This window comes from Pseudomonas sp. 1L-C-7-B-C1 (assembly GCF_057291635.1).
On the sequence record NZ_JBXAWH010000005.1, the window covers coordinates 12384 to 33012 of the forward strand.

General features: G+C 61.8%; 19 protein-coding genes. 13 read left to right on the forward strand and 6 right to left on the reverse strand.

Going from position 1 to position 20629, the window contains the following annotated elements; all coding sequences use genetic code 11:
- Positions 1 to 56 precede the first annotated feature (56 nt).
- The 9 genes from AC0Z8Z_RS09390 (at position 57) to ssuE (ending at position 10966) form a co-directional block, all read left to right on the forward strand.
- Positions 57 to 1058, forward strand: coding sequence for a glycosyltransferase (locus AC0Z8Z_RS09390; RefSeq protein ID WP_172611435.1), 1002 nt, complete (start codon positions 57 to 59; stop codon positions 1056 to 1058).
- Positions 1055 to 2308: a glycosyltransferase family 4 protein gene (locus tag AC0Z8Z_RS09395; protein WP_485618912.1), complete on the forward strand. Its 1254-nt coding sequence runs from the start codon at positions 1055 to 1057 to the stop codon at positions 2306 to 2308. Before AC0Z8Z_RS09390 ends, AC0Z8Z_RS09395 begins: the two co-directional genes overlap by 4 nt.
- A 100-nt stretch (positions 2309 to 2408) precedes the next feature.
- A complete protein-coding gene (locus tag AC0Z8Z_RS09400; protein WP_485618913.1) occupies positions 2409 to 3731 on the forward strand; it encodes a hypothetical protein in 1323 nt (440 codons plus the stop codon).
- A 123-nt stretch (positions 3732 to 3854) separates the two neighbouring features.
- A complete protein-coding gene (locus tag AC0Z8Z_RS09405; protein ID WP_122537780.1) occupies positions 3855 to 4976 on the forward strand; it encodes a glycosyltransferase family 4 protein in 1122 nt (373 codons plus the stop codon).
- 9 nt (positions 4977 to 4985) lie between these two features.
- Entirely contained in the window at positions 4986 to 6026 is a 1041-nt protein-coding gene (locus AC0Z8Z_RS09410) for an acyltransferase family protein (RefSeq protein WP_485618914.1), read from the forward strand.
- Between the two features lie 95 nt (positions 6027 to 6121).
- On the forward strand, positions 6122 to 7345 hold the full coding sequence (locus tag AC0Z8Z_RS09415; protein WP_485618915.1) for a glycosyltransferase family 4 protein: 1224 nt from the start codon (positions 6122 to 6124) through the stop codon (positions 7343 to 7345).
- A gap of 13 nt (positions 7346 to 7358) precedes the next feature.
- Positions 7359 to 8771, forward strand: a complete 1413-nt coding sequence (locus tag AC0Z8Z_RS09420; RefSeq protein ID WP_485618916.1) for an undecaprenyl-phosphate glucose phosphotransferase — start codon at positions 7359 to 7361, stop codon at positions 8769 to 8771.
- Between the two features lie 164 nt (positions 8772 to 8935).
- Positions 8936 to 10018, forward strand: a complete 1083-nt coding sequence (locus AC0Z8Z_RS09425; protein ID WP_122537776.1) for a polysaccharide biosynthesis/export family protein — start codon at positions 8936 to 8938, stop codon at positions 10016 to 10018.
- 366 nt (positions 10019 to 10384) lie between these two features.
- Entirely contained in the window at positions 10385 to 10966 is a 582-nt protein-coding gene (gene ssuE, locus AC0Z8Z_RS09430) for an NADPH-dependent FMN reductase (RefSeq protein WP_485618917.1), read from the forward strand.
- A gap of 9 nt (positions 10967 to 10975) precedes the next feature.
- Here the strand turns inward: ssuE and AC0Z8Z_RS09435 are convergent, their stop codons facing one another.
- From AC0Z8Z_RS09435 to AC0Z8Z_RS09445, 3 genes are all read right to left on the reverse strand, one after another.
- Complete coding sequence (locus AC0Z8Z_RS09435; protein WP_485618918.1) at positions 10976 to 11251, reverse strand: hypothetical protein; 276 nt, start codon at positions 11249 to 11251, stop codon at positions 10976 to 10978.
- A 341-nt stretch (positions 11252 to 11592) separates the two neighbouring features.
- Positions 11593 to 12963 carry a GntT/GntP/DsdX family permease gene (locus AC0Z8Z_RS09440; RefSeq protein ID WP_192174020.1) on the reverse strand — a complete coding sequence of 457 codons (1371 nt, stop codon included), beginning with the start codon at positions 12961 to 12963 and terminating at the stop codon, positions 11593 to 11595.
- A 153-nt stretch (positions 12964 to 13116) separates the two neighbouring features.
- The gene (locus AC0Z8Z_RS09445) at positions 13117 to 14040 is read right to left on the reverse strand and encodes a LysR family transcriptional regulator (RefSeq protein WP_485618919.1); all 924 of its coding nucleotides are present in this window, start codon (positions 14038 to 14040) and stop codon (positions 13117 to 13119) included.
- Positions 14041 to 14170: 130 nt separating this feature from the next.
- Here AC0Z8Z_RS09445 and AC0Z8Z_RS09450 point away from each other — a divergent pair, with 130 nt between their 5' ends.
- The 3 genes from AC0Z8Z_RS09450 (at position 14171) to AC0Z8Z_RS09460 (ending at position 17249) form a co-directional block, all read left to right on the forward strand.
- Positions 14171 to 14872 (forward strand): CoA transferase subunit A, encoded by a 702-nt coding sequence (locus AC0Z8Z_RS09450; RefSeq protein WP_485618920.1) that lies wholly within the window; start codon positions 14171 to 14173, stop codon positions 14870 to 14872.
- 83 nt (positions 14873 to 14955) lie between these two features.
- Positions 14956 to 15612, forward strand: coding sequence for a CoA transferase subunit B (locus AC0Z8Z_RS09455; RefSeq protein WP_485618921.1), 657 nt, complete (start codon positions 14956 to 14958; stop codon positions 15610 to 15612).
- A gap of 218 nt (positions 15613 to 15830) precedes the next feature.
- A complete protein-coding gene (locus AC0Z8Z_RS09460; protein WP_065986241.1) occupies positions 15831 to 17249 on the forward strand; it encodes a short-chain fatty acid transporter in 1419 nt (472 codons plus the stop codon).
- 227 nt (positions 17250 to 17476) lie between these two features.
- Here AC0Z8Z_RS09460 and AC0Z8Z_RS09465 read toward each other — a convergent pair whose 3' ends face one another.
- Together AC0Z8Z_RS09465 and AC0Z8Z_RS09470 are read right to left on the reverse strand one after the other, a co-directional pair.
- A complete protein-coding gene (locus AC0Z8Z_RS09465; protein ID WP_485619097.1) occupies positions 17477 to 17803 on the reverse strand; it encodes an antibiotic biosynthesis monooxygenase family protein in 327 nt (108 codons plus the stop codon).
- A gap of 4 nt (positions 17804 to 17807) precedes the next feature.
- A complete protein-coding gene (locus AC0Z8Z_RS09470) occupies positions 17808 to 18518 on the reverse strand; it encodes a CTP synthase C-terminal region-related (seleno)protein (RefSeq protein ID WP_485618922.1) in 711 nt (236 codons plus the stop codon).
- Between the two features lie 29 nt (positions 18519 to 18547).
- Here AC0Z8Z_RS09470 and AC0Z8Z_RS09475 point away from each other — a divergent pair, with 29 nt between their 5' ends.
- Entirely contained in the window at positions 18548 to 19486 is a 939-nt protein-coding gene (locus AC0Z8Z_RS09475) for a LysR family transcriptional regulator (RefSeq protein WP_485618923.1), read from the forward strand.
- A 184-nt stretch (positions 19487 to 19670) separates the two neighbouring features.
- On the opposite strand, the gene AC0Z8Z_RS09480 is transcribed toward AC0Z8Z_RS09475, so the two are convergent.
- Positions 19671 to 20576: a helix-turn-helix transcriptional regulator gene (locus AC0Z8Z_RS09480; protein WP_485618924.1), complete on the reverse strand. Its 906-nt coding sequence runs from the start codon at positions 20574 to 20576 to the stop codon at positions 19671 to 19673.
- Positions 20577 to 20629: the final 53 nt, after the last annotated feature.

Below are 20629 nucleotides of genomic sequence, written 5' to 3' on the forward strand. Positions count from 1 at the left end.
ATTCCCACGGGGCTGATGCTTTCAGCCTCTTGACCCCCCTTCGCCCGGAACTCGCCATGACCCAGAAAACCACACTGGTGACGCTCACCTATGGTGATCGTTTCAACTACCTGCACACGCTGGTCAGCCGCTCGCTGGAAAGCCCGCTGATCGACCGCGTGATCATTGTCAGCAACGCATCCACCGCGCCGCTGGACACCCTGCGCCGCAACTGGCCGAACCAGGTCAGCGTGATCTACATGCATGAGAACACCGGTTCTGCGCGGGGTTATTCAGTGGGGATTCAGGCCGCGCTGGACGCCGGGGCCGAGCACATCTGGCTGATGGACGACGACAACGCGCCGACCATCAACGCCATTGCCACGCTGCATCAGGTGCTCGAAGAACGTAAACGCGTCGACGGCGAGGACAAGGCCGCCGTACTGGGCTTTCGTCCGACCCATCAGGCGGATATCGCCGCCGGCGTGCCGAATCGCTTCGCCATTCAGCGCCGTTCGAGCTTTTTCGGTTTTCACATCGCGCAGCTGCCGTACAAGGTCTGGCGTCGCCTGCCATGGGGCGCGCCGCAAAGCCCCCATCGCAAACTGCCGATGGTGCAATTGCCATTCGCTACTTACGGCGGCCTGCTCGCCCATCGCAACCTGTATCGCCGCATCGGCCTGCCGCTGGATGCGTTGATGCTCTATGCCGACGACAGCGAATACACCTTTCGCATCACCGCCGGTGGCGGCCGGATCTTCCTGGTGCCGGATGCCTTGCTCGATGATCTGGAAAGCTCGTGGAACATCAAGGCGCGCACCAACAACATCTACGAGAGCTTCCTGCTGGGCGGCTCGGACTTGCGCGCCTACTACGGCGCGCGCAACCAGGCCTGGTTCGACAAGAACATCTGGGCCAATTCGTCGCTGCTGTACGGCCTCAACCGCTGGGTGTTCTTCCGCCTGCTGCGGCTGATCGCCAAGCGACGCGGTGCCGAGGAGCGCCTGGGCCTGATCGAAAAAGCCATCCGTGACGGTGAGTCCGGGGTACTGGGTCTGAATCAGTCGTATCCATTATGAAAATACTGTTCATCAGCAGCCTGTATGCCCCTCACATTGGAGGCGGCGCGGAAATCATTCTTCAGCGTACCGTCGAGGGCCTGCAGCAGCGGGGCTGTGAAGTCAGCGTGCTGGTGACCGGTCCCGACGCAGGTTTGAGCGTTGAGGCGGTGAACGGCGTCAAGGTCTACCGCGCCGGCCTGCGAAACTTTTACTGGCATTTCGGTGCGCAGCGGCCTGGCCGTCTGGCGCGCCTGGGCTGGCATCTGCGCGACCGCTACAACGGCGCGATGCGCAGCTACGTTAAAAAGGTCATCGGCAACGAGCAGCCGCAACTGGTGGTCTGCCACAACCTGGCCGGCTGGTCGGTGTCGGTCTGGGACGAGATCACCGCTGCAAAGCTGCCGATCGTTCAGGTGCTGCATGACATGTACCTGATGTGCCCGAGCAGCAACATGTTCAAACGCGGCCAATGCTGCCAGCAGCAATGCGGCAGTTGCCAGACCTTTCGCAAGGGCCACGATGTTCGGTCGGCGCAGGTCGCGGCGGTGGTCGGGGTCAGTCGCTTCATTCTTGAAAAGCTGCAGCTGCGCGGATATTTCAGCAACGCCAGCCAGTACGTCGTGCACAACGCCAGCCCGTTCACACCGCCGACCGCCTCGCCCCATCAGCGGCGGCAAACGGATCTCGCAGTGAAAAAAGCGCCGTTGCGTTTCGGCTACATGGGCACGCTGTCCCATCAGAAAGGCGTGGCCTGGCTGATCGAGCAATTTCAGCGACTGCCCTTCGACGCCACGCTGCACATCGCAGGACGTGGCCAGACGGATGACGAAGCCACGTTCAAGGCCCTGGCCAATTCGTCGAAGATCAGCTTCGTCGGTTATCAGACGCCTGAAACGTTCTACCGCCAGATCGACGTCGCCGTGGTGCCTTCGCTGTGGAACGAGCCGTTCGGCATGGTTGCCGTCGAAGCCTGCGCCCACTCGGTGCCGGTGATCGCCAGCCGCATGGGCGGTTTGCCTGAAATCATTCAGGACCCCCTCAACGGTCTGCTGTGCGACCCGCAGGATCCCGACTCACTGGGCCAGGCAATGTTGCGGTTGCACCAGAACCCGGAATTATTGGCGCGTCTGAGCGGTGAGGCGCGGGTCAGCGTGGCGTCGTTACTGAACCTGGAGCTGATGCTCGACAGTTACCAAAGTATTTTCGACCAGACGCTGCTGGACGATGTCACCCAGCGCAACCGGCAGACACTGCCGCACCCCGTTTGAACACAGCGGCATGCCTGTACGCGATGCCGACATTACCGCCGACGGCCCGCGACCTACCTGAGCAAGCGCTCCGGACCGTGCCTCTTCATTGAGACAAGCCATGTTTATCCCTTACCTGCCCCGGTTACGACGACCCTCGGCGGTCCTGTTGCTGGGTTTGTTGATCAGCTGCATCACGCGGGCGGACGAAGCGTTCATCATCGGCGTGGACACGCACTTGATGAACAAGCCCGGCACCTCCGTCCGCGCGTTGCAGCTGCTGAAAGCGGCGGGTGTCGACTCGGTGCGCGACGATGCCTATTGGTCCAGCGCCGAGCCCCGACGAGGATCGTTGAAGATCGAGCCTTCGTGGCAGTCATTCCTGAGCGCCACCCAGGAAAACCGTTTGCGACCGCTGTTGGTGCTGGGCTACGGCAACCCGTTTTACGAGAACTACGCCAAACCGCGAAAACCTTCGGTGCGCGATGCTTACGGCAACTACGCCAGCTTCGTCACCCGCCAGCTCACCGACAGCGTGGACTTCTACGAAATCTGGAACGAGTGGGACAAGGAAAACCCGGTCGACCCGGCGTTCGCCAGGGACTACAGCCTGCTCATCGAGCAAACGGCCAAGCGCATTCGCGCCAACCAGCGGCCGATGGTGATTCTGGCCGGCGCCGTGACCAGTCAGGGCATGGACCTGGGGTTCGCCGACCGGCTGGTGGAATCGGGGCTGCTGAACCATGTCGACGGGTTGTCGCTTCATCCGTATGTGTATTGCCGTTCGGATGAGCGCAACACCCCGGAAAACTGGATTGCCTGGCTGCGACGAATCAGCGAGGACCTGACGGACAGGAACCGCAACAAAGGCCCGGTGCCGCTGTACCTCACCGAAATGGGCTGGCCCAGCAACGACGGGCGTTGCGGCGGTGACGAGAAGACCCAGGCAGCGTTCCTGGCGCGCAGTTTCTTCCTTGCGCAGACGATGCCCAACATCAAGGGCATGTGGTGGAACGGCCTGCTCAACGACGGTCCCGACGGCACTGATCCTGAGCAGAACTTCGGCCTGCTCAATCAGGACCTGAGCATCAAGCAGGCGTACCTGACGCTGAAGGCCATCAGCCCGACGCTGCATCAGTTCCGCTACGACGCTGAAAAGAGTCGCGAAATCGACTCGCAATACCTGCTGCGATTCGCCAAGGGGTCAGAGCAGATCATGGTCGCCTGGACCGCCGGGCTGCCGCGATCGATCAAGGTCGACGCCAGCAGTGTGCTGCGCGGCAACGTGCAATACATCGACACTCGCCAGCCACAACGGGGGCAGGTCGACAGCGGTATCCCCTGGAACTGCAACGACGGGCGTTGCTCGGCGCAAGTGCCGATTGATGACTTCCCGAAAATAATAAGCCTGGGCACACGCCCGGCACTGTTTGCCTTGCCCTGAATTCTGCCTTTTTTTTGGCCCGCCTTTCGAGCGCCCCTTCATTCAGGGCGCTGACGGCTCTTGACTGAGCGCGCTGAAGGCGCCTGCGCACGACCCCTTTATCTCTTCTACAGGTCGACCACAATGATTGTGATCAATGCACGTTTCCTGACCCAGGAATTGCGTGGCGTTCAACGCTTCGCCGAACAGATCTGCCTGGCCCTCAAGCAACTGCGCGACGACGTGGTGTTTGTGGCCCCCCACGGCATTCAGATGCACGAGAGCGCCAAAGCCCTCGACGTGCAATGCATCGGCAGTCACAGCGGCCACCTGTGGGAGCAACTGGACCTGCCGCTGTACCTGCGCCGTCAGGGCAACCCGCTGCTGATTTCGCTGTGCAGCACCGCGCCGCTGCTGTACGGCAATCAGATCGCGACCCACCACGACGTCACCTATGTGCGTCACCCGGAAAGCTACACGCGCACCTTTCGCCTGCTCTACCGGACCATGACGCCGATCATGCTGTCGCGGATCAAGTCGCTGCTGACGGTGAGCGCCTTCTCCAAGGGCGAGATCTCGCAGTTCTACAAATTCCCGGAGAAGAAAATCTTCGTGGTGCCCAATGCCGTGAGCGGTGCGTTTCAACCGGGGCCGCCCCTTAAAGAGCAACAGGATTACCTGCTGGCGGTGTCTTCGCCCAGCGCCCACAAGAATTTCAGCCGGATGATTCAGGCGTTCCTGCTGCTGCGCGGCCACGATGATCTGCAGCTGCGCATCGTCGGTGGCGCCAGCGGGATTTTCAGCGACGACAACCTGCAACGCCTGGCCAGTCGTGACCCGCGCATCCGCTTTCTGGGTCGCCTGAGCGATGACGAACTGATCAGCCAGTACCAGGGCGCAACGGCGTTTGTGTTTCCGTCGCTGTACGAAGGCTTCGGCATTCCGCCCCTGGAAGCACAGGCCTGTGGTTGCCCGGTGCTGGCGGCCAACGCGGCGTCGATCCCTGAAGTGCTGCAGGCCAGCGCGCTGTATTTCGACCCGCTGGACATTGAGCACATGGCCGCCGCCATGGAACGCATCCTGACGGACATGCCGCTGCGCCAGTCGCTGCGCCGGCGCGGACTGAACAACGTGGCGCGGTTTTCCTGGGAAGAGTCGGCACGCCAGGTTTCCCAACGCATCGACGCGCTGCTGAGTCCGGCCAGAGACCGGCGCAGTAGCCAGGGCAGCGATGCCCTGGGTCGCGAATCTTCCAGCAAGCTCTGAGGCATTGCCATGAAACGCCTTGCCTATCTCGACGCATTGCGCGGCATCGCCGCCTTGATGGTGGTTTTCACCCATTTGTATGCACCGGTCATCGGTCACGTCTGGGTGCTGGATTACCTGATTGACCCCGGCAAGTTGGGGGTGTTGTGGTTTTTCATGATCAGCGGCGTAGTGATTCCCTACAGCCTGAAGCCGGTCCCCGATGGCGCCCGGCGTTTTCTGATCTCACGCTTCATGCGCTTGTACCCGGCCTACTGGCTGTCACTGGTGCTGTTTGTGCTGATGCTTCAGTTGAGCGGCGCACCGTTGCCGTCCTGGCCGCAGATCGTCGCGAACCTGACCATGGTGCAGGCGGCGCTGGGCTTCGACGACGTGGTCGGCCTGTACTGGACGCTGTTCATCGAACTGGTGTTCTACGGCCTGTGCCTGGCGTTGTTCATCGCCGGCAAGCTGTATGACCTGGCGTTCCGGGCGCGCTGTTCGCTGGTGTTTCTGCTCGCAGCGCTGGCGATGGGCGTGGCCCGCGCGCTGACTGAACACAAACTGCCGGTGGCCCTTCCACTCGCGTTGTCGCTGATGTTCTTTGGCTCCGTGTGGCGCCAGTGGTTGCTGGCGGAACACAGCCCGGCGCTGACGCGGAACCTGAAAATGCTGTTCGTGGCCTTCGCCGTGCTGTTACCGCCGACGCTGATCATGGCTTACAGCAAGGACATGGGCACCGGCGAAACGTGGGGCCGTTATTGCTTCACCTACGCCGTGGCCATTGTCAGCTTCGTGCTGCTGACCCGCAGTGTGCGTCTGAACCACCCGGCGCTGGTCTGGCTGGGCGCAGTGAGTTACTCGCTGTACCTGCTGCACCCGTCGATGGGCATGCTCAGCGAATTCCTGCTGCGCGGCACCGACGCACCGGGCCTGCTGGTGGCGATGGTCGCGACAGTGCTGACCCTGGGCGCTGCCCATCTGTGCTTCCGCTACATCGAACACCCTTTCATACAGCTCGGAAAACGCCTTAATAATCGCAACGCCGAGACGCAGCCTGTCAGCGTCTGATTTAGCGCCTGCGCACATGGATAGGCATGGGATGGCCCTCGCGAGCCTGGCTCGACGTACCGGGCGTCCCTCAGCCGTTAATGCAGAGAATTTCAATGAAGATTGCAATCGTCCACGACTGGTTGGTGACGTACGCCGGTGCCGAAAGGGTTTTGGCATCGCTGATCAAAATCTGGCCCGAGGCGGACCTGTTCTCCGTCATCGATTTCCTCAGCGACGAGGACCGCGCACAGCTGGGCGGCAAAGTCGCGAAGACCACGTTCATACAGCGCCTGCCCAAGGCCAAAACCAAATACCAGCGCTACCTGCCGCTGATGCCGATGGCCATCGAGCAACTGGACCTGTCCGGTTACGACCTGATCATCAGCAGCAGCCACGCGGTGGCCAAAGGCGTCCTGTGCGGCCCGGACCAGTTGCACGTCAGCTACGTGCACTCGCCGATCCGCTACGCCTGGGACCTGCAGCATCAGTACCTCAAAGAGGCGAACCTGAGCACCGGCCTGAAAGGCAAAGTGGCGCGGATGATCCTGCATTACATGCGCATGTGGGATCAGCGCACGGCCGCAGGCGTCGATGACTTCATCGCCAACTCGCACTTCATTGGCGCGCGCATCACCAAGGCCTACCGCCGTGAATCCACGGTGATCTACCCGCCGGTGGACACCCGCGGTTTCGCCCTGCAGGAAGAGAAGCAGGATTACTACTTCACCGCCTCGCGCATGGTGCCGTACAAGCGCATGCCGATGATCATCGAAGCCTTCGCGGCCATGCCGGGCAAGCGTCTGGTGGTGATCGGAGACGGTCCGGAAATGGAAAAGGCCAAGGCCGCTGCGGTCAACGCGCCGAACGTCACACTGCTGGGTTATCAACCGTTTGCGGTGTTGCAGGAACACATGAGCAACGCCAAGGCGTTCGTGTTTGCCGCCGAAGAAGATTTCGGCATCAGCCCGGTGGAGGCCCAGGCCTGCGGCACGCCGGTCATCGCGTTCGCCAAGGGTGGCGTGGTGGAAACGGTCTGCGGGCTGGATCATCCGCAGCCGACCGGGGTGCTCTACCCGGAGCAAAGCGTGGCGTCGCTGATGGCCGCCGTCGAGACGTTCGAGATCAACGGTTCACGCATCACCGCACAAGCCTGCCGGACCAACGCCGAACGCTTCAGCGAAGCCCGCTTCGAACTGGAAATGCGCCAGTTCGTCGAGACCCGCCTGAGTGCAGCTCGTCAAAGCCGCCAGCCTGCGCACATCCGGCCGGTCCAGACCGCGCCGACACTGGTCAGCAACGACCTTTCCGCCCGCGTTGTTCCGATCAAATCCGTCTGAGCGAGCCCAGCCTATGCGCACTCCATTAAGGGGCATCCTGCATGCCCATTCATCGTCGCTGTCCGTCGCTCACCGGCTGCTCGATCTGGCGGTCATCGCGGTTGGCGGTTACGGCGTCAACCTGCTCACCGGTATGCCGATGAGCAGCGAAGCCTGGATGCAGATTCTGCTGGCGGCGGTGGCCTTTCACTGGCTGGCCGAATACCACCAGTTGTACGGCTCGTGGCGTGGCGAGCGCATTGCGCGCGAGCTGCTGAAGGTCGCCAATTACTGGGGCCTGGCCTTCGTGCTGCTGCTGTTCGTCGACTACTTGCTGTTGCAGCCCGACGATCTGGCGAACAACAGCCAGATGGCCTGGTTTGCCGTCGTGCTGGTGGCGTTGTGTGGCTATCGCCTGGCGATCCGCAGCGTGCTGCACACTTTGCGCGCCCAGGGTTTCAACACCCGCCGCGTGGCGATTGTCGGCACCGGCCATTGCGGCGAACGCCTGGCAATGTCCATCGAACGCGCGCCGTGGATGGGCCTGAACCTGCTGGGTTTCTATGACGAAGCGCCGCAGCAGATCGACCTGGCGCGCATCGGCCGACGCATTTCGGTGCTGGGCGATCTGGATCAACTGATCCAGGACGCCCGCGACGGCAAGATCGACAAGGTGTACATCACCCTCGAACTGGGCGCGCAAGCGCGTCTGCAGGAGTTGATCAAAGGCTTGAGCGACACCACCGCGTCGGTCTACGTGATCCCCGACGTGTTCATGTTCGAGTTGCTGCACGCCCGCAGCGAGAGCATCAACGGTTTGCCGAGCATCAGCATTTTCGACTCGCCAATGGATGGCGCGTGGAGCGTGGTCAAGCGTCTGGAAGACATCGTGCTGTCGAGCATCATTCTGACGATGATCGCCCTGCCGCTGATGCTGATCGCTCTGGCGATCAAGCTCACCTCGCCAGGCCCGGTGCTGTTCCGTCAACGCCGTTATGGCCTGGACGGTCGGCCGATCATGGTCTGGAAATTCCGCAGCATGAGCGTGCAGGAAAACGGCGCCGTGGTGACCCAGGCCACGCGCAACGACAGCCGCATCACGCCGCTGGGCGCTTTCCTGCGTCGCACTTCGCTGGACGAGCTGCCGCAGTTCTTCAATGTGCTGCTCGGCGATATGTCCGTCGTCGGCCCGCGCCCCCATGCCGTGGCGCACAACGAGCAATACCGCAAGCAGGTGTCGGGCTACATGCTGCGGCACAAGGTCAAGCCGGGCATCACCGGCTGGGCACAGATCAACGGCTGGCGTGGCGAAACGGACACGCTGGACAAGATGCAGAAACGCGTTGAATTCGACCTGCAGTACATCGAGCACTGGTCGGTCTGGCTGGACTTGAAAATCATCCTGCTGACGCTCTTCAAAGGCTTCGTCAACAAGAACGCCTTTTAAAAAAAATCTGCCAATTACAACAAACATGGCCAAGGGCTAGTAAGCTCGGCGGGAGGTGCACGGGTGCATGAGCGAATGTGATCCGATGTTCGGTGTAAGTAAGGGATGCAAAGAAATCACTGCGGTGCCAGTACGCACCTATTAGGATTAGAAGGAACATTCATATGAAAGTAACGTTAGCGGTCGTGCTGCTTTCCAGTCTGGTGTTGCAAGGCTGCGCATTCGCCCCCGGTCAGTACATGTCTTACAGCGATGTCACCGACAAAGACCCCGACGGTCCCGAGGTCACGCTGATCAACATCACCCCCGCCACGCTTGCGCAGCAGCAGAAAACCGCGGACGCAGCGGCCAAACCGCTGCCCCCGGAATTGCTGAGCTACAAGACGCCTGAATACGTCGTAGGCCCCGGCGACGCCTTGCTGGTGACCGTGTTCGAACACCCTGAACTGACCGCGCCGGGCTCCCAGGAACAACTGGATGCCAACAGCCGCGAAGTGCTGAACGACGGCACCGTGTTCTTCCCGTACGTGGGCCGTATCCAGGCCGCCGGCAAGACCGTTTCACAGATCCGCGACCAACTGCGCATGGGTCTGGCACCGCAGTACACCGAAGTGAAAGTCGACGTCAAAGTGCTGCGTTACAACAGCCAGCGCGTTCTGCTCTCGGGTGCCTTCAAATCGGCGGGCCCGCAACCGATCACCAACATTCCGCTGAGCCTGGTTCAGGCCATCAGCCAGGCCGGTCTTGATTCGACCGACGCCAACCTTGCCGGTCTGACCCTGCGTCGCGACGGTAAGGATTACGTGATCGACGTTGACTCGCTGAACCGCAAGGATTCGCAGATCAGCAAGATCTTCCTGAAGGACGGCGATTACCTGCACCTCAACAGCAACTCGAAGAACAAGATCTACGTACTGGGCGAAGTTCAGCGCCCACAGGTGATCTCGTTCAGCACCACCAGCGTGACGTTGCTGGAAGCCCTCGGCACCTCCGGCGGCCTGAGCCCCGATGCGGCAGATGGCGACGCGGTGTATGTGATTCGTGCACAGGATGCCACCCACGGTGCGACGGTTTTTCACCTGGCGGCGAAGAAGCCGACCAGTTATGCGCTGGCGAAAGGCTTCGAGCTGGCGGCCCAGGACGTGGTGTTTGTCGGCCCGGCCAACATCACTCGCTGGAGCCGTTACGTGAGCCAGTTGCTGGGCTCGAACAACATCATCCAGACGGGTGCGATGTTCAGGAATTGATAGGGCAGGCAGCTTCAAGCGGCAAGTTTGAAGCTGCAAGCTGACAGCCGCGCACCAGAGCAACAGAGAAATCCCCGCAGTGGTCCGACTGCGGGGATTTTTTTTGGATTGAATTTGGCAGCGGCAAGTGTTGCTGGGGAAACAGTGGATCAACAGTCGCGTGCGCCTGGATCAACAGTTTGGGGTGGTTGGCAGGATTGCAGCTGTGGGTGCTCGCTGGATTGACGGGGGCGGCGGGCGATGGAGAGCGCTGGCACGCATGCTGCTTCAGTCCTGGCAAAGGGTCATCACGCCCATTACTTTCGCGTTGAACGCGGCCTGCTCGGTGCCTTGCACCTCGGGTGACTGACCCTAAGGAAACAACCCATGTTAGTAGTCTCGATTTCAGGTAGCCCGTCCACCCGATCGCGCTCGGGCGTAGTGCTGCAACATGCCGCGCACTGGCTCAAGGACCGTGGCGTGGACGTGAACGGTGTGCGCATTCAGGATTTTGCTGCCGAGGATCTGCTGTACGCCAGGTTCGACAGCCCGCAGGTCGTGGCTTTCATCGAAGCGGTGGCGAAGGCCGACGGCTTGCTGATCGGCACGCCGGTGTACAAGGCGTCGTTTTCGGGAGCGCTGAAGACGTTGCTCGACCTGCTGCCGGAGCGTTCACTGCACGGCAAAGTGGTCTTGCCGATCGCCACGGGCGGAAGCATCGCCCACATGCTGACGGTGGATTACGCACTGAAACCAGTGCTGTCCGCGCTGAAATGCCAGGAAGTGCTGCATGGCGTGTTCGCCATCGACAGCCAGATCAGCTACGGCGAAAACGCGTTGGGCGGTGAGTTGGATGAACTGCTGACCCAGCGTCTGCATGACGGTCTGGATCACTTCTTACTGGGCCTGCAACACCGGACCCAGGCGCGTCACAAGGAAGCGGGCGGGCATTTGAAGCTGGCGTTGTAAGCCTTCGACTTAACCCTGACGTGCTTTCGAAGGGAAGCTGACTTCGGCGTTCACTTCGCCACGGTTATCGAACTCGTGGGCGCGTTGCAGCTGTGGCTGTTCCATCAGTTGGGCTTTGCGGGCCTGAAATTCGTCGTAGGACAAGCCGCGACGGTTAAGGTCTTCGAGGGCCAACTGGTGGGTTTCCTCTGCGCTGTAGGGGCGCAGTTCAGGATGACTGCCAGCGGCACAACCGGCGAGAACGGAGGCGGAGAGTAACAGGGAGAGGGCAAGAAGACGGTTCATTGGAGCCTCCATTCGGCTCGTTTCTGGAATGAAGCCAAGGCTACGCGCCGGGCCTTTCCAGCAGAAATCAGTCGTCTTGATAGTGGCTATCGGGTTTGGCGCGTATGCGGGGTTGCCCCGGTGCATCTGCCTGCATAGAACCTGCGGGCTCTGATCATAATCACACCGAAGATGTATCTGCCGGCGCAGATCCTGTGGGAGCGAGCTTGCTCGCGAATGCATTCTGCCTGCGACGAATCAATCGCCTGACACGCCACCTTCGCGAGCAAGCTCGCTCCCACATCTACGGTGTTCGCACGACGGGGATCCCCGACATGGATCTGCGTGAGACCGGAAGATCGTCAGACCAGAAAGTGCCACAACAGCGACGTGCCGATCAGCCCCACCACCGACACGATGGTCTGCAGCACCGACCACACCCAGATGGTCTGCTTCAGTTGCAGGCCGAAGTATTCGCGAACCATCCAGAACCCGGCGTCGTTGACGTGGCAGAAGAACACCGAGCCTGCGCCGATCACCAGCGCCACCAGTGACGCTTCAACCGGCGCCAGCCCGGCCATCATCGGCGCGAGAATGCCCGCCGTGGTGGTGGTCGCAACGGTGGCCGAACCGGTGGCCTGACGCAGCGCGACCGCAATCAGCCACGCCAGCAGCAGGTACGGCATGTGCGCACCTTCGGCCACTTTGCTGATGGTCTGGCTGACGCCGGCGTCCAGCAACGTTTGCTTCAGGCCGCCGCCCGCGCCGATGGTCAACAGCAGCACGGCAATCGGCGCCAGGCTCTTACGCAGCGTGCCGCCCACCTGCTCGCGGGAGATACCGTTGGCCCAGCCCAGACACACCGTCGCCGCCAGCACCGCGATGCCCAACGCCACCAGCGGCTCACCGAGGAATTTCAGCGTCAGCGCAATGTTGCTCTCCGGCTCCATAGCGATTTTCGCCAAGGTGCTGCCGAGCATCAGGATCACCGGGAGCAGAATGATCAACAACGAGATACCGAAGCTCGGTTGGCGGGAGGCGCTGGGTTTGGCCGAGAACAGCTCGCCCAGCTCTGCCGGTTCCTCGATGTGCATGCGCTTTGACAGCCAGTTGCCGTACAGAGGACCGGCCAGAATCACCGCCGGCACCGCCACGCAGAAACCCAGCAACATGGTCAGGCCCAGATCGGCGTGCAAGGCGCTGACAGCGATCAGCGGCCCCGGGTGCGGCGGCATCAGCGCATGCAGCGTGGTCATGCCGGCCAGCGCCGGAATCGCGATTTTCAGCAGCGGCTGATTCGACTGGCGGGCCATGACGAAGATGATCGGCACCATCATCACCAGGCCCACTTCGAAGAACAGCGGCAGGCCGATGACCATGGCCACTAGGGCCATGACCCACGGCAGCGCCTTGCCCTTGCCCAGCCCCAGCAGCGTCGAGGCAATGCGATCCGCCGCGCCCGATTCGGCCATCAGCGCACCGAGCATGGCACCCAGGGCAATGATGATCCCGGCCTCACCGAGAATCCCGCCCGCGCCCTTGCTGAACGCCTTCGCCACTGCCTCCGCTGGCAACCCCGCGCCTATCCCTGCGATGAATGTGCCCACCAGAATCGACAGAAACGGCGGAAGTTTGGTGGCGCTGATCAGCACGATGATGGTGGCAATGGCGATCAGGCAGCAGATGATCAGACGAGTGTCATGAAACACCCAGGCAGCAGACGACAGATCCAACGCGGAACCCCTTATCGTTCGGTTTTTATTTCAGGAAGGTTTGAAACAATATGTTTCAACCGGCCGAACCATACCGGATGCGGCATTGCGTCGCAGTTAAATTTTTCACAGGATCTGGCCGTTTCGCCACCGGCCCCTACTTGAACCGCAGCATCACGCTGGGGGTGCGAGCTTGCTCGCGAAACCAGCATTTGAGTCACGCGCGCATTCAATCAGCACCTCGCGCAACCCCTGAGCGGCGGCTGACAACTGGTGGTCCGCCTGGGTCATCAAGCCAATACGACGCTCGATGCGCGGGCCTTCCAATGCGATGCAGCGGGCGCCGAGTTCTTCCATCTGCGCGATGCACAGCGACGGCACCGCGCTGACGCCCAGGCCATTGGCGACCATGCGGCCCACTGTCGACAGCTGATGGCTTTCGAACGCCACCGACAGCTTGCCGTGCTGGCTGTGCAGGTCCTGCTCCAGCAGCAAGCGCACGGCGGACGGGCGTTGCAGGGTGATGAAGTCGTGACGCAGCAGCTCGTCCCAACTCACTTCGCGGCGTGCGGCCAGTGGCGAATCCTTCGGCACCACCGCTACAAAACGATCCATGTAAAACGGCGTGAAGATCAGGTTGTTGCCCGCTTCGGGCTCAAAGCCGATGCCCAGTTCGACGCGCCGATGCCCGACCATTTCCACCACCTGCTCGTTGATCACGTCGTGCACCGCGACGTTTACCCGTGGGTAGCGCTCACGAAAAATCTTCAGCGCGATCGGCAGCGAATTGCCCGCGTAGGACGGCATGGCGGCCACCGACACTTTGCCCATCTGCAGGGTGAAACGCTGTCGCAGCAGCTCTTCGGTGTTGTCCCAGTCGGCGAGCAGCTGCCGGGCCAGCGGCAGCAAGGCCTCGCCCTCGGGCGTCAGGCTGACATTGCGCGTAGTGCGGGTCAGCAACTGCCCGCCCAGGTCTTCCTCCAGCGCCTTGATGGTCAGGCTTAACGCGGGTTGCGAGACATGCAGCCGTTCGCCGGCCTGAGCGAAACTCAAGCACTGCGCCACTGCCAGAAACGCCCGAAGCTGCTTCACGTTCATATATTTGGATTACTTATCAATCAATCAAAAAAACAAAATTAACAAATCAGTGCACGCGAGAGAAGATGCGGCCAATGCTCTCCGATGCTTACATTGTCGGACACAACTACAAATAAGGCGGGATCTCACCATGGCTGGACTCGACAAACGCGTGGCAACCTACGCTGAAGCCCTCGCCGGGCTGACCGACAACATGACCGTGCTCTCCGGCGGCTTCGGACTCTGCGGCATTCCCGAAAACCTCATCGCCGAAATCAAGCGCATGGGCGTGAAAGGCCTGACGGTGATTTCCAACAACTGCGGCGTCGACGGATTTGGCCTCGGCATCCTTCTGGAAGACCGGCAGATTCGCAAAATGGTCGCCTCCTACGTCGGTGAAAACGCCCTGTTCGAGCGGCAGTTGCTCAGCGGCGAGCTGGAAGTCGAGCTCACCCCCCAAGGCACCCTGGCGGAAAAAATGCGCGCAGGCGGCGCCGGCATTCCTGCGTTCTACACCGCCACCGGCTACGGCACCCCCGTTGCGGAAGGCAAGGAAACCCGCCAGTTCAATGGCCGCAACGTGATCTTGGAAGAAGCCATCACCGGCGACTTCGCCATCGTCAAAGGCTGGAAGGCCGACCACTTCGGCAACGTGGTCTACCGTCACACCGCACAGAACTTCAATCCGGTCGTGGCCACCGCCGGCAAGATCACCGTGGTGGAAGTCGAAGAAATCGTCGAGCCCGGCGTGCTGCTGCCCACCGAGATCCACACTCCCGGCATCTATGTCGATCGCGTGATCCTGGGCACGTTCGAGAAGCGCATCGAGCAGCGAACCGTCCGAAAAGCCTGACGTCAGCGTCGTACTCGAACCGATTCCCCCCTTTGTATCTCCGGCGTCCCACGAGCCGGACAGAATAAAAGAGACCCAAGACCATGGCACTCTCCCGCGAACAAATGGCACAGCGCGTCGCGCGCGAACTGCAAGACGGCTTCTACGTGAACCTGGGCATCGGCATTCCGACCCTGGTCGCCAACTACGTTCCGGACGGCATCGACGTGATGCTGCAATCGGAAAACGGCCTGCTCGGCATGGGCGCCTTCCCGACTGAAGAGACCATCGACGCCGACATGATCAACGCCGGCAAACAAACCGTGACCGCGCGCAAGGGCGCGTCGATTTTCTCGTCGGCCGAATCCTTCGCCATGATCCGTGGCGGCCACGTCGACCTGACCGTGCTCGGCGCCTTCGAAGTGGACGTCGAAGGCAACATTGCCTCGTGGATGATCCCCGGCAAGCTGGTCAAGGGCATGGGTGGCGCGATGGACCTGGTGGCCGGCGCCGAGAACATCATTGTCACCATGACCCATGCGTCCAAGGACGGCGATTCCAAGCTGCTGTCGCGCTGCAGCCTGCCGTTGACCGGCGCCGGCTGCATCAAGAAAGTGCTGACCGATCTCGCCTACCTGGAGATCGAAAACGGCGCTTTCGTGCTGCGCGAAACCGCACCGGGCGTGACCGTCGACGAAATCATCGCCAAGACTGCCGGCAAACTGATCGTGCCGGATGACGTGGTGGAAATGACGTTCTGATCAGCCCGGCAATGGCGCGGTTCTGCAGGACCCGCGTCATGCCCCACGTTGCCGCCACGGCTTAAGCGTTTGCCACACCCGCACCTTTCGTCAGACCGCCCTGCCCCTTCAGCGATGAAGGGGCTTTGCTGTATCTGAAGCGGTGCTTTTCGCGTCACCGTCAACACTTGAAACCGCCGTCCAAAAAACCTGAACAATAACTAAAAGAGGTAACACACGTGGCCGCCGACATCGAAGAAAGCCGCTCCGCCCGCTTTGCCCTGCGTTGCGCCAAATGGGCGGAACGCTGGTTCCCGGACTCGTGGGTGTTCGCCGCCCTGGCCGTGGTCATCGTCACCCTCGCCACGCTGGTCATCGGCGCCAAACCCGCCGACACCGCCAAAGCCTTCGGCGACGGCTTCTGGAGCCTGATCCCGTTCACCATGCAAATGGCCTTCGTGGTCATCGGCGGCTATGTCGTCGCCAGTTCGCCGCCGGCGGTCAAGCTGATCGACCGCCTGGCCCGCCTCCCGAAAAACGGCCGTTCGGCCGTGGCCTGGGTCGCGCTGATCAGCATGGTGGCGTCGTTGCTCAACTGGGGTTTGTCGCTGGTCTTCGGCGGCTTGCTGGTGAGGGCCCTCGCGCGGCGTACTGACTTGAAAATGGACTACCGCGCAGCCGGTGCTGCCGCCTATCTAGGACTCGGCGCGGTGTGGGCTTTGGGACTGTCGTCGTCCGCCGCGCAGTTGCAAGCCAACCCCGCCAGCCTGCCGCCGTCGATCCTGGCGATCACCGGGGTGATTCCGTTCACCCAGACCATCTTCCTCTGGCAGTCCGGCGTGATGCTGCTCGCACTGGTGGTGGTCTCGATCATCGTCGCCTACGCCACAGCGCCCGGCCCGGCCAACGCCCGCGATGCCAAGGAATGCGGGATTGACCCGAGCTTTAGCCTGCCACCGCTGCCGCCGCGCACCCGCCCGGGGGAATGGCTGGAATACAGCCCGCTGCTGATCATTCTGATGGTCGCGCTGGCGTCCGGCTGGTTGTACAACGAGTTCAGCACCAAGCCGGCAATCACCGCGATTTCCGGCCTGAACACCTATAACTTCCTGTTCATCATGGTCGGCGCGCTGCTGCACTGGCGTCCGCGCAGCTTCCTTGATGCGGTCGCCCGCGCCGTGCCGACCACCACAGGCGTGCTGATCCAGTTTCCGTTGTACGGGTCGATCGCCGCCCTGCTGACCACGGTCAAGGGCGGTGATGCGCAAACCGTCGCGCACCACATCTCGACCTTCTTCACCAGCATCGCCTCCCACGACACCTATGCGCTGCTGATGGGCGTGTACTCGGCGATTCTCGGGTTCTTCATCCCGTCGGGTGGCGGCAAGTGGATAATCGAAGCGCCGTACGTGATGCAGGTCGCCAATGACCTCAAATACCACCTCGGCTGGGCGGTGCAGATCTACAACGCCGCCGAAGCGCTGCCGAACCTGATCAACCCCTTCTACATGCTGCCGCTGCTGGGCGTGCTTGGCTTGAAGGCGCGGGATTTGATCGGCTTCTCGTTCGTGCAGTTGTTGGTGCATACGCCGCTGGTGCTGTTCCTGTTGTGGGTGCTGGGCACGACGTTGGCGTACATCCCGCCGGTCATGCCTTGATTGGATAAGTAGGAACGGCTTTAGCCGGGAATGTGAGCTGCGCTCGCCGCAGATTACCGGGGTTGGCGCAAGCTATTGTGGGAGCGAGCTTGCTCGCGAAGGGGGCCAGTACATCCGCTAGGTCATTTAGCGGATGGAAGACAGTCTTCGCGAGCAAGCTCACTCCCACAGGCACCGTGTTTGCCGCGTGACACCGCGGTGTCAAAACGACAGGTTAAGAGTGCGCGTCAACACCCAAAACTGTATTCCCGCTCCACCCTGGAAACCCGCGTGGTGCATCGCCGATACCAGGTCGACCGGCCGCGCTCGCGGATTTCCCGGTGTTCCGGATGCTGCTTCCACGCCAGGATCGCGGCCTCGTTCCCCCAGTAAGACACGGTGATCCCGAGCCCATCTTCGCCCCGTACCGATTCCACACCGAGAAACCCTGGCTGCTGACGAACGAGTTCGAGCATCCGCCGGGCCGCGTCGTCATATTCCTGTGCATCGAGCTCAGTGCGGACCGAAGTGAAGATCACCGCGTAATGCGGCGCGCCGAAGGTGTTTGCCATCATCATGTCAAATCAACTCCGCCGCGCAGGCCAGGACAAACGCCTTCACCAGTGGCGGGGTGCTGCCCTCCAGCGCTGCGCGTTCCGGTTGAAACAACGTCGCGACGAAAAACGGATGACCGTCGAGCTCCATCGCGCGGACCTCGTCGTCTTCGTCATAGCCCGACACTTTAAGCGGGCCGGCAAACACGTCGGCCTCCAGTTCCTTGCGCAAACCATAGCGGCAGCGGTAGCGCTCCTGCGTTTCCAGCGCGTCGTAGGCGGCGGCAACCCGCGAACCCGGCCGCAGACGGATCGGCGCGAAGGCTTCGACCAGCGAGCAACTCAAGGGCGTGATGATGGCGTTCTCCGATTCCGGCGCGGTCTCGGCGTGCTCGGCATCGGCCCAACCCAGATAATTGCGCGCGTACTCCAGCAACGCATGCTGAAAGCCGCCGCATGTGCCGAGGAAGGGAACCTGCCGCTCGCGGGCGAAACGAATTGCCGTCAGCGCGCCGTCCATGTTGCGGTAGGGGCTGGCCGGCACACACCAGATGCCATCGAACGCCTGCAAGCCCACGCCATCCCCGATCTCCGTCGTCGGCACCCACGTTGCCTGAACGTCGAGCCCGGTTTCGCTCGCCACCCTGTCCAGCGCCACCGGTATGGCCTGATGTGCCGGCACGCTCACGTCGTAGTCACCTACCAACGCGATCTGGATTTTTTGCCCTTGAGTCATGTGTGCTCCCTGATATCAAAACGCTTTGCATGAGGTCCGGAGGCGACTATAAGCTTGTCGCTCTGCAATCAGAATTGGCGTCCAGGCAAGTGATCAATGCAGCCGCGCACTATCGAATCAATCATGCCGACCTCACCCTCATCCTAGCGCTGGTGCGTGGGCGGACGCTGGCCAAGGCTGCTGAACTGCTGAAGGTCGATGTCTCGACGGTATTCCGCGCAGTGCGTCGGATGGAGAAAGCGGTGGGCACGGCGCTCTTCGACAAGAGCCGTGCGGGGTATGTGCCGACCAGCGCAGCCCTCGCGCTCGCCCAGCAGGCCGAAAGCGCCGAGAACGCCCTGGCGCTGGCGCAATTGAGCCTTGAGCAGGGCCGACAGGTTGTCAGTGGCACCGTGCGCCTGACCTGCACGGAAGCCGTATTGCAAAGCCTGCTGCTTCCCGCCTTGAGCCGTTTCATGCCGGATTACCCGGGCCTGCGTCTGGAGCTGAACACCTCCAGCACCTTCGCCAACCTGAGCCGCCGCGACGCCGACATTGCGCTACGGCTGACCAACACACCGCCTGAGCATCTGGTTGGCACTCGACTGGGCACGGTTGCGTATCGGATCTGTTCGAGCGCGGCCTACGCGGGACGCATCGGTGATCTGGCCCTCGACGACATGGCCTGGATCGCCCCCGACGATTTCCTCCCTGATCACCCGACCGTGATGTGGCGGCGGCAGCAGCTGCCCGGCGTGAACCTCGCCTACCGCTGCAGCTCCATGCTGGCCGTGGCCCAACTGGTGCGCGCAGGCATGGGCGTAGCAGCCCTGCCGGATTTCATGCTGAAGGACAGCGAGGTTCAGCCCATCAGCGAAGCAATCGAAGGGCATGACACCGGGCTGTGGCTGCTGACGCGGCCGGATTGCCGGGCGCTGCGCTCGGTGTCGGCGTTGTTCAGCGAACTGACCAGGGCGATTGAGTTATAAAAAAGTGTCTCGCGCCTGCGAAACAAAAACCTGTGAGAGTGAGCTTGCTCACGAAGGGGCCGGTACATCTGCTAAATGACTGGCGGATGGAAGGCAGCCTTCGCGAGCAAGCTCACTCCCACAAGGGCCGCGTTCGCTGAAGATAGATGTGGAGTGCAACCGATCAACAACTCGCCAACCCCTCTCAACCACCCCGCCGCTCCCGGCGAAACTGTCCCGGCGGCATGCCGTGGGCTTTGCGGAAGCGCCGCGAGAAATACGCTTCGTCGGTAAACCCGCAGATTTCGGCGATGTGGCTCAAGGGTTTGCTGCTGTTCATCAAATGCGTCCGCGCCAGCCGCATACGCCGCTCCAGGACCAGTTCGGAAAAGCTGTTGCCGGTTTCCTTGCGCAGCAGGTGGGTCAGGTAATTGGGCGACAGAAAGGCCGCCGCCGCCGCATCGGTAAGGGTCATGGCCGGATCGGCGATGTGTTCGCGAATGTAGTCGGTCACCCGGCTCATCGCGTCGCGCCGTCCACGCCGCTCAGCCTTGTTCGCCGACAGCGCCAGCAACTGCGCTTCGTAGCGATTGCACACTGCGCCGATCAATTGCAGCAGGCATCCCCGCAGGATGGCGCCTGAGCCCAACTGCCTGGCGCGATCCATGACGCGCATCTGCGCCAGCAGCGCGGTCACTTCGGCGAAATCGGTGTCATCGAGGGTGAAATCCAGATGTTCCTGAAAGCGGAACGGCGCCAGTTCAGGCGCCTCGGCGACGGGCACGTCTTCAAGGTCCATCGGGTCGCACTGCAGGTGCTGCAGGAGAAATTCCTGAGAGAAGTTGATGACGACAAAATTGCTTTCTTCCGGGTGCGGAATCACGTGCAGGCGATGGGGCAGGATGAACGCCAGGGTGTTGCGCGGAAACGGCCTGACCGCGCCACCGATGTGCTGCACGGTGTCGCCGCCGAGGTTGATCTGGATCTGGAAATAGTCGTGACGATGGGGCGCGGTCAGCGCGGGTCGGGCAGACTTGTCACGGATGTAGAAATCCATGCGGTCGCTGCGCTGCTGCATGCCATAGGTCTGGATGCGGGAGGGATGGGCCATCGCTGAAACACCTGAAATCGCCGGTTCGGACTGCCCCATGGTAGGGCAACGGC